Origin of the sequence: Pseudomonas sp. S5F11, assembly GCF_019641515.1 — a bacterium.
GTDB classification, from domain to species: Bacteria; Pseudomonadota; Gammaproteobacteria; order Pseudomonadales; family Pseudomonadaceae; genus Aquipseudomonas; species Aquipseudomonas rhodesiae.
Genome location: NZ_JAIFJZ010000001.1, coordinates 1,754,296 through 1,766,819, shown reverse-complemented (window position 1 = coordinate 1,766,819; position 12,524 = coordinate 1,754,296). Strand labels below are relative to the sequence as shown.

Here is a 12,524-nt window from a genome sequence, read left to right as displayed (position 1 = left end):
AAGGGATGCGCGATCGACTGTTGGCTGCGGAGAAAGTGAAGGCCATCGATTGGCGCGACGGCACGCTGCACCTGCTCGACCAACGCGCCTTGCCGTCCCACGAGCGTTGGGTCGCCTGCGCCACGGTGGATGAAGTGGCCGCGGCCATCCGTGGGATGGTCGTGCGCGGCGCGGCAGCCATCGGTATCAGCGCGGCCTATGGCCTGGTACTGGCCGCTCGGGCGCGCATCGCCGAGGGCGGTGACTGGCAGGCCGGGTGGGAAGAAGACTACGCACTGCTCGCCGAGAGCCGTCCGACCGCGTCGAACCTGTTCTGGGCCCTCAAATGCATGCGAGACCGCCTCGACCGTCTCAAGAAACACGCCGATCCGCTGGCTGCGCTGGAAGCCGAAGCCATTGCGATTCATGAAAGCGACCGCGAAGCCAACCTGACCATGGCGCAATTGGGCGTCGACCTGATCCGCAAGCATCAGGGCAATGCCCAGGCCATTTTGACCCACGGCAACGCGGGCGCGCTGGCCACCGGCGGGGTCGGCACTGCGCTGGGGGTGATCCGTGGCGCATTCCTTGAGGGCATGGTCGAGCAGGTCTACGTCAATGAAACCCGTCCTTGGCTGCAAGGTTCACGGCTGACCGCCTGGGAGCTGGCGGGCGAGGGCATCCCGGTCACGGTGAATGCCGACTCGGCCGGTGCCCATATCCTCAAGACCAAAGGTGTGACCTGGGTGGTCGTCGGTGCCGATTGCATCGCCGCCAACGGTGATGTGGTCGGCAAAATCGGCACCTACCAACTGGCGGTCTGCGCCATGCACCACGGCGTGCGTTTTATGGTTGTGGCGCCGAGTTCTACCCTGGACCTGATGATGGCCACCGGTGAAGACGTCGCCCTCGAGGAGCGCAATGCGGGCGAGTTGCTGGAGGTGGTGGGGCAACGTCTGGACGTTGGCGCTTACAACCCCGTGTTCGATGTGACGCCAGCCGATTTGATCGATGTGATCGTGACCGAAAAAGGCATCGTCGAACGGCCGGATACCGCGAAATTGGCCAAGTTGATGTGCCGTAAGCGGCTGCACTGAAGTTTGTGTGAAGGCTGAAATGGTCATCGGGGGCAAGCCCCCTTCCACATTTGACTGTGTTCACATTTTCAGTATGCGAGAGGGCTTGCCCCCGATTGGCCCTAAAAGTCAACAAAACCCTCGGATTCTCCCTCGAAAAATACCACCACCCCACCTCTGAGCCCCTCTCGTCGCCCTCAAGCCTGTCATCCGTCAACTTACTATGCTCCATGCCCATCAAGGGGATAGGTGCGTGGCGGCGATTGTGATAACATCCGGCGGTTTCCAAGGTCACCCCGAGGGGCGGCCTATAACGTGCAGATCCGTGTCATAACTCGTTGATTTGTCGTAAGTCGTTGCCAGGCACTCTGCCGGCAGCGGCGAGCTTCGTTCGTCCCATATGGATGTGACGAAGTTTCACCCGAAAAAGGAATCAGGCTTCTCATGGGCGAACTGGCCAAAGAAATCCTCCCGGTCAATATCGAAGACGAGCTGAAACAGTCCTACCTCGACTACGCGATGAGCGTGATTGTCGGTCGAGCACTGCCTGATGCGCGCGATGGCTTGAAGCCCGTGCACCGGCGTGTGCTGTTCGCGATGAGCGAGCTGGGTAACGACTGGAACAAGCCGTACAAGAAATCTGCCCGTGTTGTCGGTGACGTGATCGGTAAGTATCACCCTCACGGCGACACTGCGGTGTACGACACCATCGTACGTATGGCCCAGCCGTTTTCCCTGCGCTACCTGCTGGTAGACGGCCAGGGCAACTTCGGTTCGGTCGACGGCGACAACGCCGCGGCCATGCGATACACCGAAGTGCGCATGACCAAGCTGGCGCACGAGCTGCTGGCCGACCTGCATAAAGAAACCGTGGACTGGGTGCCGAACTACGACGGCACCGAAATGATCCCGGCCGTCATGCCGACCAAGATCCCCAACCTGCTGGTCAACGGTTCCAGCGGTATCGCCGTGGGCATGGCCACCAACATCCCGCCGCACAACCTCGGTGAAGTCATCGACGGTTGCCTGGCCCTCATCGACAATCCTGAGCTGACCGTCGATGAGCTGATGCAATATATCCCTGGTCCGGACTTCCCGACCGCCGCGATCATCAATGGTCGCGCCGGTATCATCGAAGCCTACCGCACCGGTCGCGGGCGCATTTATATGCGCGCCCGCTCGATCATCGAAGACATCGACAAGGTCGGTGGCCGCCAGCAGATTGTGATCACCGAACTCCCGTACCAGCTGAACAAGGCGCGTCTGATCGAGAAGATCGCCGAGCTGGTCAAGGAGAAGAAGCTCGAAGGTATTACCGAGCTGCGCGACGAGTCCGACAAGGACGGTATGCGCGTTGTGATCGAGCTGCGTCGTGGCGAAGTGCCGGAGGTGATCCTCAACAACCTCTACGCCCAGACTCAGCTGCAAAGCGTGTTTGGGATCAACGTCGTAGCCCTCATCGACGGTCGCCCGCGCATCCTGAACCTCAAGGATCTGCTGGAAGCCTTCGTCCGTCACCGTCGCGAAGTCGTCACCCGCCGTACCGTGTTCGAACTGCGCAAGGCCCGCGAACGTGGTCACATCCTGGAAGGCCAGGCGGTTGCGTTGTCGAACATCGATCCGGTGATCGCGCTGATCAAAGCCTCGCCAACCCCGTCGGAAGCCAAGGAAGCGCTGATCAGCACGCCTTGGGAATCCAGCGCCGTGGTAGCCATGGTCGAGCGCGCTGGCGCCGACTCCTGCCGTCCGGAGAACCTGGACCCGCAATACGGTCTGCGCGAAGGCAAGTACTTCCTGTCCCCGGAACAGGCCCAGGCCATCCTGGAACTGCGTCTGCACCGCCTTACCGGTCTGGAGCACGAGAAGCTGCTGGCCGAGTACCAGGAGATCCTCAACCAGATCGGCGAGTTGATCCGCATCCTCAGCAGCGCCGTGCGCCTGATGGAAGTGATCCGCGAAGAACTGGAGGTGATCCGCGCCGAATACGGCGATGTGCGTCGCACCGAGATCCTCGATGCGCGCCTCGACCTGACCCTGGGCGACATGATCCCGGAAGAAGAGCGCGTGGTGACCATCTCCCACGGCGGCTACGCCAAGACCCAACCGTTGGCGGCCTACCAGGCCCAGCGTCGTGGCGGTAAAGGTAAATCGGCTACCGGCGTGAAGGATGAGGACTACATCGCTCACCTGCTGGTCGCCAACAGCCACACCACGCTGCTGCTGTTCTCCAGCAAGGGCAAGGTGTACTGGCTCAAGACCTACGAGATCCCGGAAGCCTCCCGTGCCGCTCGTGGTCGTCCGTTGGTCAACCTGCTGCCGCTGGACAGTGACGAGTACATCACCACCATGCTGCCGGTCGAGGAATACACCGAAGGTCACTTCATATTCATGGCCACCGCCAAAGGCACCGTGAAGAAGACCCCACTGGAATCCTTCAGCCGTCAGCGCAGCGTGGGCCTGATCGCCCTGGAGCTGGACGAAGGCGACGTGTTGATCTCGGCCGCCATCACCGACGGCGAACGTGAAGTCATGCTGTTCTCCGACGGTGGCAAGGTTACGCGCTTCAAGGAGTCCGACGTACGCGCCATGGGTCGTACCGCCCGCGGTGTGCGCGGCATGCGTCTGCCGGAAGGGCAGAAGCTGATCTCGATGCTGATCCCGGAAGAAGGCAGCCAGATCCTCACCGCTTCCGAGCGTGGTTACGGCAAGCGCACCGCCATCAGCGAGTTCCCGGAGTACAAGCGTGGCGGCCAGGGCGTGATCGCCATGGTCAGCAACGAGCGCAACGGCCGTCTGGTCGGCGCGGTGCAAGTGCTCGACGGCGAGGAAATCATGCTGATTTCCGACCAGGGTACCTTGGTACGTACTCGCGTGGCCGAAGTGTCGAGCCTGGGTCGTAACACTCAGGGCGTCACCTTGATCAAGCTGGCCAAGGACGAAAAACTGGTGGGCCTGGAACGCGTCCAGGAACCCTCGGAAGTCGAAGGCGAAGAGCTGGAAGGTGAGGAGTTTGAAGGCGAGGTGATCCCGACAGGCGATGACACCGTCGACGAGCCAACCCTCGACGCTGCCGCAGACGAAGAAGAACCGCAGGAATAAGCGGACACACAGGGGGCGGATGAAGATTCGCCCCCTTGTTGTTTGTCCCTTATGAAATAACACGTCCTTTGGCTGGACGCGGTCAATGTGGGAGCTGGCTTGCCTGCGATGGCAGCGCCGCGGTATCACTGCGCTACCGAGGTGCCCTTATCGCCGGCAAGCCAGCTCCCACAAGGGGGCGCTCCAGATAAAGGTTGTTACCGAACATGATTGCAGCCCCACCAGATCAGAGTGAGATTGGATGTGAGCAAGAGAGCCTATAACTTCTGTGCCGGTCCCGCGGCGCTTCCTGAAGCAGTCCTGCAGCGCGCGCAGGGTGAACTCCTCGACTGGCATGGAAAAGGCCTCTCCGTGATGGAAATGAGCCATCGCAGCGATGAGTTCGTGTCCATTGCCACCAAGGCCGAGCAGGACCTGCGCGACTTGCTGGACATCCCATCCAATTACAAAGTGTTGTTCCTGCAAGGCGGCGCCAGTCAGCAATTCGCCCAGATCCCGCTGAATCTGCTGCCGGAAGACGGCACTGCGGACTACATCGACACCGGTATCTGGGGGCAGAAAGCCATTGAGGAGGCCTCGCGCTACGGCCACGTCAATGTGGCGGGCACCGCCAAGCCTTACGATTATTTCGCGATTCCCGGTCAGAACGAGTGGAAGCTGTCGAAGGACGCGGCCTACGTGCACTACGTACAGAACGAAACCATCGGGGGCCTGGAGTTCGACTGGGTGCCGGAAGTCGGTGACGTCCCGTTGGTGTGCGACATGTCCTCGGACATCCTCTCGCGCCCGATCGATGTGTCCAAATACGGCATGATCTACGCTGGCGCACAGAAGAACATCGGCCCGAGCGGCATCCTGGTCAACATCATCCGCGAAGACCTGCTGGGCCGCGCCCGTTCGCTGTGCCCGACCATGCTCAACTACAAGGTCGCGGCCGATAACGGCTCGATGTACAACACGCCGCCGGCGTTCGCCTGGTACCTGTCGGGCCTGGTGTTTGAGTGGCTCAAGGAGCAGGGCGGTGTGGCTGCCATGGGCAAGCTTAACGAAGTGAAGAAGCGCACCCTGTACGACTTCATCGACGCCAGCGGCCTCTACAGCAACCCGATCAACAAAACGGATCGCTCGTGGATGAACGTACCGTTCCGCCTGGCCGATGATCGTCTGGACAAGCCGTTCCTGGCCGGTGCCGACGAACGCGGTCTGCTCAACCTCAAAGGCCACCGTTCGGTAGGTGGCATGCGCGCCTCCATCTACAACGCTGTCGACATCAACGCGATCAACGCGCTGGTGGCCTACATGGCAGAGTTCGAAAAGGAACACGGCTAATGTCTGAACAAGAACTCAAGGCCCTGCGCGTTCGCATTGACAGCCTGGACGAGAAAGTCCTGGAGCTGATCAGCGAGCGCGCGCGATGCGCCCAGGAAGTGGCGCGAGTGAAGATGGCGTCCCTGGCCGAAGGCGAAGTGCCGGTGTTCTACCGCCCTGAGCGCGAAGCCCAAGTGCTCAAGCGTGTAATGGAGCGCAACAAGGGCCCGTTGGGTAACGAAGAGATGGCGCGGTTGTTCCGTGAAATCATGTCGTCGTGCCTGGCCCTGGAGCAGCCGCTGAAAGTGGCGTACCTCGGTCCTGAGGGCACTTTCACCCAAGCGGCGGCCATGAAGCACTTCGGCCACGCGGTGATCAGCAAACCAATGGCGGCGATCGACGAAGTGTTCCGCGAAGTGGCGGCCGGTGCGGTGAATTTTGGCGTGGTGCCGGTGGAAAACTCCACCGAAGGCGCGGTCAACCACACCCTCGACAGCTTCCTTGAACACGACATGGTGATCTGTGGCGAAGTGGAGCTGCGTATCCACCACCACTTGTTGGTGGGCGAGAACACCAAGACCGACAGTATCAGCCGCATTTATTCCCACGCTCAGTCTCTGGCTCAATGCCGCAAATGGCTGGACGCTCACTACCCGAATGTCGAGCGCGTGGCGGTGTCCAGCAACGCCGAAGCGGCCAAGCGGGTCAAGGGCGAATGGAATTCGGCAGCGATCGCCGGGGATATGGCCGCGGGCCTGTATGGCCTGACGCGCCTGGCGGAAAAAATCGAAGACCGCCCGGACAACTCCACGCGCTTTTTGATGATCGGCAATCAGGAAGTGCCGCCGACCGGCGACGACAAGACTTCGATCATCGTTTCCATGAGCAACAAGCCCGGCGCCCTGCATGAGCTGCTGGTGCCGTTCCATGACAATGGGATCGATCTGACGCGCATCGAGACTCGGCCTTCGCGCAGCGGTAAATGGACCTACGTGTTCTTTATCGATTTCGTCGGCCATCACCGCGACCCGCTGGTCAAAGGCGTGCTCGAGAAGATCAGTCAGGAGGCCGTGGCACTCAAGGTGCTGGGCTCCTACCCGAAAGCGGTTTTGTGAGGCGTTAACATGAGTGGCAACTTCCTCGCCCTGGCTCAGCCGGGCGTGCAACAACTGTCGCCTTACGTTCCGGGCAAGCCGGTGGACGAGCTGGCGCGCGAGTTGAACCTGGATCCGGCCAACATCGTCAAGCTGGCCAGTAACGAGAACCCGTTGGGCCCAAGCCCCAAGGTGTTGGCGGCGATTCGTGAAGAGCTGGCGGAGCTGACCCGTTATCCGGATGGCAATGGCTTCGCACTCAAGTCCTTGTTGGCGGAGCAATGTCGTGTGGAACTGAACCAGGTGACCCTGGGCAACGGCTCCAACGACATTCTTGAGCTGGTAGGTCGTGCTTATCTCGCCCCGGGCCTGAATGCGGTGTTCAGCGAGCACGCGTTCGCGGTCTACCCGATCGTGACTCAGGCCGTTGGTGCCGAGGCGCGGGTGATTCCAGCCAAGGAGTGGGGGCATGACCTGCCGGCCATGCTGGCGGCCATCGACGCGCAGACCCGCGTGGTATTCATCGCCAATCCGAACAACCCCACCGGCACCTGGTTCGGTGCCGAAGCCTTGAACGACTTCCTGCAGGACGTGCCGGAGCATGTGCTGGTGGTGCTGGACGAAGCCTATATCGAGTACGCCGAAGGCAGCGACCTGCCGGACGGCCTGGATTTCCTCGCGGCGTATCCGAACCTGCTGGTGTCGCGCACGTTTTCCAAGGCCTATGGCCTGGCATCGCTGCGGGTGGGCTATGGCCTGTCGAGCGCGGTGGTCGCCGATGTGCTGAACCGCGTGCGCCAGCCGTTCAACGTCAACAGCCTCGCCCTGGCGGCGGCCTGTGCGGCGGTGAAGGATGTCGACTACCTGGAAGAAAGTCGTCGCCTCAATGAAAGCGGTATGCAGCAGTTGCAGGATGGCTTCCGCGCATTGGGCCTGGGCTGGATTCCGTCCAAGGGCAACTTTATCTGTGTCGATCTGGGCCAAGTGGCTGCGCCGATATTTCAAGGGTTGCTGCGCGAAGGTGTGATCGTGCGCCCGGTGGCCAACTACGGCATGCCGAACCACCTGCGTATCACCATCGGCCTGCCGGCTGAAAACAGTCGCTTCCTGGAGGCGTTGGCCAAGGTTCTGGCCCGTGGTTGATGTCACTGCATTGCAACCTGCTGTGCCTATGATCGGTCGCCTGGTGGTAGTGGGTCTGGGCTTGATCGGCGGTTCCTTCGCCAAGGGCCTGCGTGAAAGCGGGCTGTGCGGTGAAGTAGTGGGCGTCGACCTGGACCCGCAATCGCGCCAACTGGCCGTTGAGTTGGGCGTGGTGGATCGCTGTGAAGCCGACCTGGCGCTCGCGTGTAAAGGTGCTGACGTGATCCAGCTCGCCGTGCCCATCCTGGCCATGGAAAAGCTGCTTGCAGTGCTGGCTCAGATGGACCTGGGGCAAGCGATCCTGACTGATGTCGGCAGTGCCAAGGGCAATGTGGTGCGCGCGGCGCAACGGGCCTTTGGCGGCATGCCCGCGCGCTTCGTGCCTGGGCATCCGATTGCCGGCTCCGAGCAGAGCGGGGTGGAGGCGTCGAATGCGCAGTTGTTCCGCCGGCATAAGGTCATCCTGACGCCGCTTGAGCAAACGGATCCAGCGGCCTTGGCGGTGGTGGATCGTCTGTGGCGCGAGCTAGGGGCGGATGTGGAGCATATGCAGGTCGAGCGGCACGATGAAGTGCTGGCGGCGACCAGTCATTTGCCGCATTTACTTGCCTTTGGCCTGGTGGATTCGTTGGCCAAGCGCAACGAGAACCTTGAGATTTTCCGTTACGCCGCCGGAGGTTTCCGCGATTTCACGCGTATTGCCGGCAGCGACCCGGTGATGTGGCACGACATCTTCCTGGCTAATCGCGAGGCGGTGTTGCGCACCCTGGACACCTTCCGCAGCGATCTCGACGCTTTGCGCGATGCGGTCGACGCCGGGGATGGCCATCAATTATTGGGCGTGTTCACCCGTGCGCGGGTGGCGCGTGAACATTTCAGCAAGATCCTGGCTCGCCGGGCCTATATGGAAACCGCTGTGAACGCCGATGCGTTGACCTTTCTCGCCAATCCAGGTGGCCGCCTCAGTGGGCGTATCCGGGTGCCCGGGGATAAGTCGATCTCCCATCGCTCCATCATGCTGGGCTCATTGGCCGACGGCGTGACCGAAATCGAAGGCTTTCTTGAAGGCGAAGATGCCCTGGCGACCTTGCAGGCGTTTCGCGACATGGGGGTGGTGATCGAAGGTCCGCACCATGGTCGCGTGAGCATCCATGGGGTGGGGCTGCACGGTCTGAAACCTGCGCCGGGGCCGATTTATCTGGGTAATTCCGGCACGTCCATGCGCTTGCTCTGTGGGTTGCTGGCTGCGCAAAGCTTCGACAGCGTATTGACTGGCGACGCGTCGCTGTCCAATCGCCCGATGAACCGCGTGGCCGAGCCGCTGCGTGAAATGGGCGCGCAGATCGAAACCGGCCCGCAAGGGCGACCACCGTTGACTATTCGCGGTGGCCAGTCCCTGAAGGGTTTGACCTACACGCTGCCGATGGCCAGCGCCCAGGTTAAATCCTGCCTGCTGCTGGCCGGTCTGTATGCCGATGGAAAGACCGCGGTGACTGAACCGGCGCCAACCCGTGATCATACCGAGCGTATGTTGCGCGGCTTTGGTTATCCCGTGGCGGTGGACGGGGCGACGGCAGCGGTTGAATCCGGCCATGCGCTCAAGGCGACCCATATTGAAGTACCGGGAGATATCTCGTCGGCGGCGTTCTTTATGGTGGCTGCTTCGATTGCCGAGGGTTCCGAACTGGTGCTGGAGCATGTTGGCGTCAACCCGACACGCACCGGCGTGATCGATATCCTGCGACTGATGGGCGCGGATATCACGCTGGAAAATCCCCGTGAAGTGGGGGGCGAGCCAGTAGCCGACCTGCGGGTGCGCGCGGCTGCGCTGACGGGTATTGAAATCCCCGAGACCCTGGTGCCGTTGGCGATCGATGAGTTTCCAGTGTTGTTTATCGCGGCGGCGTGCGCTGAAGGGCGAACCGTTTTGCGCGGCGCGCAAGAGTTGCGGGTCAAGGAGTCCGATCGTATCCAGGTCATGGCCGACGGTCTGTTGGCGCTGGGCGTGAAGTGTGAAGCCACCCCTGATGGGCTTATCATTGACGGCGGCCCGATGGCGGGGGGGGAGGTTCATGCCCATGGGGACCATCGCATTGCCATGGCCTTTAGTGTGGCTGGGTTGCGGGCGGCTGCGCCGATTCATATCCATGACTGCGCCAATGTTGCTACGTCTTTTCCGAATTTTCTTACACTGTGTGCCCAAGTCGGCATCCGTGTTGCCCAAGAGGCTCAATTGTGAATATCAAAGCACCGGTGATAACCATCGACGGGCCAAGCGGTTCGGGTAAAGGCACGATCGCCGGCATCCTGGCAAAGCGCCTTGGCTGGGGCCTGCTGGATTCCGGCGCGCTGTATCGCTTGCTGGCGTTCGCCGCGCGTAACCACGGGGTCGACCTGACCAATGAAGCGTTGCTGACCCAGCTTGCTGCTCATCTGGATGTGCAATTCATCGCCGCGACAGACGGTCAACTGCAGCGCATCATTCTGGAGGGCGACGAAGTCAGTGATGCCATTCGCACTGAAGATGTCGGCTCCGGAGCGTCCCAAGTGGCGGCGTTGCCGGCCGTACGGGATGCACTGCTGCAGCGCCAGCGGGCGTTTCAGGAGCCCCCGGGCCTGGTCGCCGATGGGCGCGATATGGGCACTGTGGTATTTCCCGAGGCGCCGCTGAAGATTTTTCTGACGGCCAGCGCCGAGGAGCGGGCGCGCCGCCGCTACTTGCAGTTGAAGGGCAAAGTCGATGGTGTTAGTCTGTCGAGTCTGCTAGATGAGATCCGTGCACGCGATGAGCGTGATACCCAGCGCGCAGTAGCCCCGCTCAAACCGGCGGCCGATGCCATACAGCTGGATTCCACGGAGTTGTCCATCGAGCAGGTGCTGGAACGCATCATGAGCGAGATCGCCATTCGCGATATCGCCGGGTGACCAAGAAGGCTGCAGGGGACCAGTCATAGTCCTGCGGTGCTTCTTTTAATTGAAACTGACCCACACCGTCTGGGGTGTGGAGATGGGCGTATTCTTCGCCCTTATCAACAGGAATTAAAATGAGCGAAAGCTTTGCGGAACTCTTTGAAGAAAGCCTAAAAACCCTGAACCTTCAGGCAGGCTCCATCATCACCGGTGTTATCGTTGATATCGATTACCAAGCTCGCTGGGTAACCGTTCACGCTGGTCTGAAGTCTGAAGCTCTGATCCCGCTGGAACAGTTCTACAACGATGCTGGTGATCTGACAATCAATGTCGGTGACGAAGTTCACGTTGCTCTGGACTCGGTTGAAGACGGTTTCGGTGAAACCAAGCTGTCCCGTGAAAAAGCCAAGCGCGCTGAATGCTGGATTGTTCTCGAAGCAGCCTTCGCAGCTGAAGAAGTGGTCAAGGGCGTTATCAATGGTAAGGTTAAAGGCGGCTTCACTGTCGACGTTAACGGCATCCGTGCGTTCCTGCCAGGTTCTTTGGTCGACGTTCGTCCAGTGCGCGACACCACGCACCTGGAAGGCAAAGAACTCGAATTCAAGGTCATCAAGCTCGACCAGAAGCGCAACAACGTTGTCGTTTCCCGTCGCAGCGTCCTGGAAGCAGAGAACTCCGCCGAGCGTGAAGCTCTGCTGGAATCCCTGCAGGAAGGCCAACAAGTCAAAGGTATCGTCAAAAACCTCACCGATTACGGCGCATTCGTCGATCTGGGTGGCGTCGATGGCCTGCTGCACATTACCGACATGGCTTGGAAGCGTATCAAGCATCCTTCCGAAATCGTCAACGTTGGCGACGAGATCGATGTCAAGGTTCTGAAGTACGATCGTGAGCGCAACCGCGTTTCCCTGGGCTTGAAGCAGCTGGGCGAAGATCCATGGGTTGCTATCAAAGCACGTTACCCAGAAGGCACTCGCGTGACCGCGCGTGTTACCAACCTGACCGACTACGGCTGCTTCGCTGAGCTGGAAGAAGGCGTGGAAGGCCTGGTGCACGTTTCCGAAATGGACTGGACCAACAAAAACATCCACCCTTCGAAAGTCGTACAAGTCGGCGACGAAGTGGAAGTTATGGTTCTGGACATCGACGAAGAGCGTCGTCGTATCTCCCTGGGCATCAAGCAGTGCAAATCTAACCCATGGGAAGATTTCTCTGGCCAGTTCAACAAGGGCGATAAAATCTCCGGTACCATCAAGTCGATCACCGATTTCGGTATCTTCATTGGTCTGGACGGCGGCATCGACGGCCTGGTTCACCTGTCCGACATCTCCTGGAACGAAGTGGGCGAAGAAGCTGTTCGTCGTTTCAAGAAGGGCGACGAGCTGGACACCGTTATCCTGTCGGTTGACCCAGAGCGCGAGCGCATCTCCCTGGGTATCAAGCAACTGGAAAGCGATCCGTTCTCCGAGTACGTTCAAGAGAACGACAAAGGCGCAATCGTTAAGGGCACTGTGAAAGAAGTTGACGCTAAAGGCGCCATCATCACTCTGGCCGACGATATCGAAGCGACTCTGAAAGCCTCCGAAATCAGCCGTGACCGCGTTGAAGACGCTCGTAACGTTCTGAAAGAAGGCCAGGAAGTAGAAGCCAAGATCATCAGTGTTGACCGCAAGAGCCGCGTAATCCAACTCTCCATCAAGTCGAAAGACGAAGTGGAAGAGAAAGAAGCTATCCAGAGCCTGAAATCGGCTCCAGAAGCTGCACAAGGCGAGACCACCATGGCCTCCCTGCTGCGTGAAGCAATGGCTAAGCAGAACTAAGTTCTGTAAAAGCTGTAGGAAAAGGGCGACTTCGGTCGCCCTTTTTTGTGCCTGAAATTTGTTGAATCAACAACTTAGAACCAACGCGTTCAGCT

General features: G+C 60.2%; 8 protein-coding genes. All 8 read left to right on the top strand.

Annotated elements, in window-relative coordinates; genetic code table 11:
- Nucleotides 1–5: 5 nt before the first annotated feature.
- The 8 genes from mtnA (at nt 6) to rpsA (ending at nt 12,429) form a co-directional block, all read left to right on the top strand.
- Nucleotides 6–1,076, top strand: a complete 1,071-nt coding sequence (gene mtnA, locus K1567_RS07770) for an S-methyl-5-thioribose-1-phosphate isomerase (protein ID WP_040266111.1) — start codon at nt 6–8, stop codon at nt 1,074–1,076.
- A 423-nt stretch (nt 1,077–1,499) separates the two neighbouring features.
- Nucleotides 1,500–4,154, top strand: a complete 2,655-nt coding sequence (gyrA, locus tag K1567_RS07765; RefSeq protein WP_040266113.1) for a DNA gyrase subunit A — start codon at nt 1,500–1,502, stop codon at nt 4,152–4,154.
- 243 nt (nt 4,155–4,397) lie between these two features.
- Complete coding sequence (serC, locus tag K1567_RS07760) at nt 4,398–5,483, top strand: 3-phosphoserine/phosphohydroxythreonine transaminase (RefSeq protein WP_034096533.1); 1,086 nt, start codon at nt 4,398–4,400, stop codon at nt 5,481–5,483.
- The gene (pheA, locus tag K1567_RS07755) at nt 5,483–6,577 is read left to right on the top strand and encodes a prephenate dehydratase (RefSeq protein WP_034096534.1); all 1,095 of its coding nucleotides are present in this window, start codon (nt 5,483–5,485) and stop codon (nt 6,575–6,577) included. The genes serC and pheA overlap by 1 nt, the downstream gene beginning before the upstream one ends.
- 9 nt (nt 6,578–6,586) lie before the next feature.
- Complete coding sequence (hisC, locus tag K1567_RS07750; RefSeq protein WP_034112500.1) at nt 6,587–7,699, top strand: histidinol-phosphate transaminase; 1,113 nt, start codon at nt 6,587–6,589, stop codon at nt 7,697–7,699.
- 28 nt (nt 7,700–7,727) lie between these two features.
- Nucleotides 7,728–9,938, top strand: coding sequence for a bifunctional prephenate dehydrogenase/3-phosphoshikimate 1-carboxyvinyltransferase (locus tag K1567_RS07745; RefSeq protein ID WP_034112502.1), 2,211 nt, complete (start codon nt 7,728–7,730; stop codon nt 9,936–9,938).
- On the top strand, nt 9,935–10,624 hold the full coding sequence (gene cmk, locus K1567_RS07740) for a (d)CMP kinase (protein ID WP_034096537.1): 690 nt from the start codon (nt 9,935–9,937) through the stop codon (nt 10,622–10,624). Before K1567_RS07745 ends, cmk begins: the two co-directional genes overlap by 4 nt.
- A 119-nt stretch (nt 10,625–10,743) precedes the next feature.
- Complete coding sequence (gene rpsA / locus K1567_RS07735; RefSeq protein ID WP_034096538.1) at nt 10,744–12,429, top strand: 30S ribosomal protein S1; 1,686 nt, start codon at nt 10,744–10,746, stop codon at nt 12,427–12,429.
- Nucleotides 12,430–12,524: the final 95 nt, after the last annotated feature.

Coding starts and splice junctions, on each gene's coding strand:
- mtnA (WP_040266111.1), top strand. CDS start 6: ATGCGCGATCGACTGTTGGCTGCGGAGAAAGTGAAGGCCATCGATTGG.
- gyrA (WP_040266113.1), top strand. CDS start 1,500: ATGGGCGAACTGGCCAAAGAAATCCTCCCGGTCAATATCGAAGACGAG.
- pheA (WP_034096534.1), top strand. CDS start 5,483: ATGTCTGAACAAGAACTCAAGGCCCTGCGCGTTCGCATTGACAGCCTG.
- hisC (WP_034112500.1), top strand. CDS start 6,587: ATGAGTGGCAACTTCCTCGCCCTGGCTCAGCCGGGCGTGCAACAACTG.
- K1567_RS07745 (WP_034112502.1), top strand. CDS start 7,728: ATGATCGGTCGCCTGGTGGTAGTGGGTCTGGGCTTGATCGGCGGTTCC.
- rpsA (WP_034096538.1), top strand. CDS start 10,744: ATGAGCGAAAGCTTTGCGGAACTCTTTGAAGAAAGCCTAAAAACCCTG.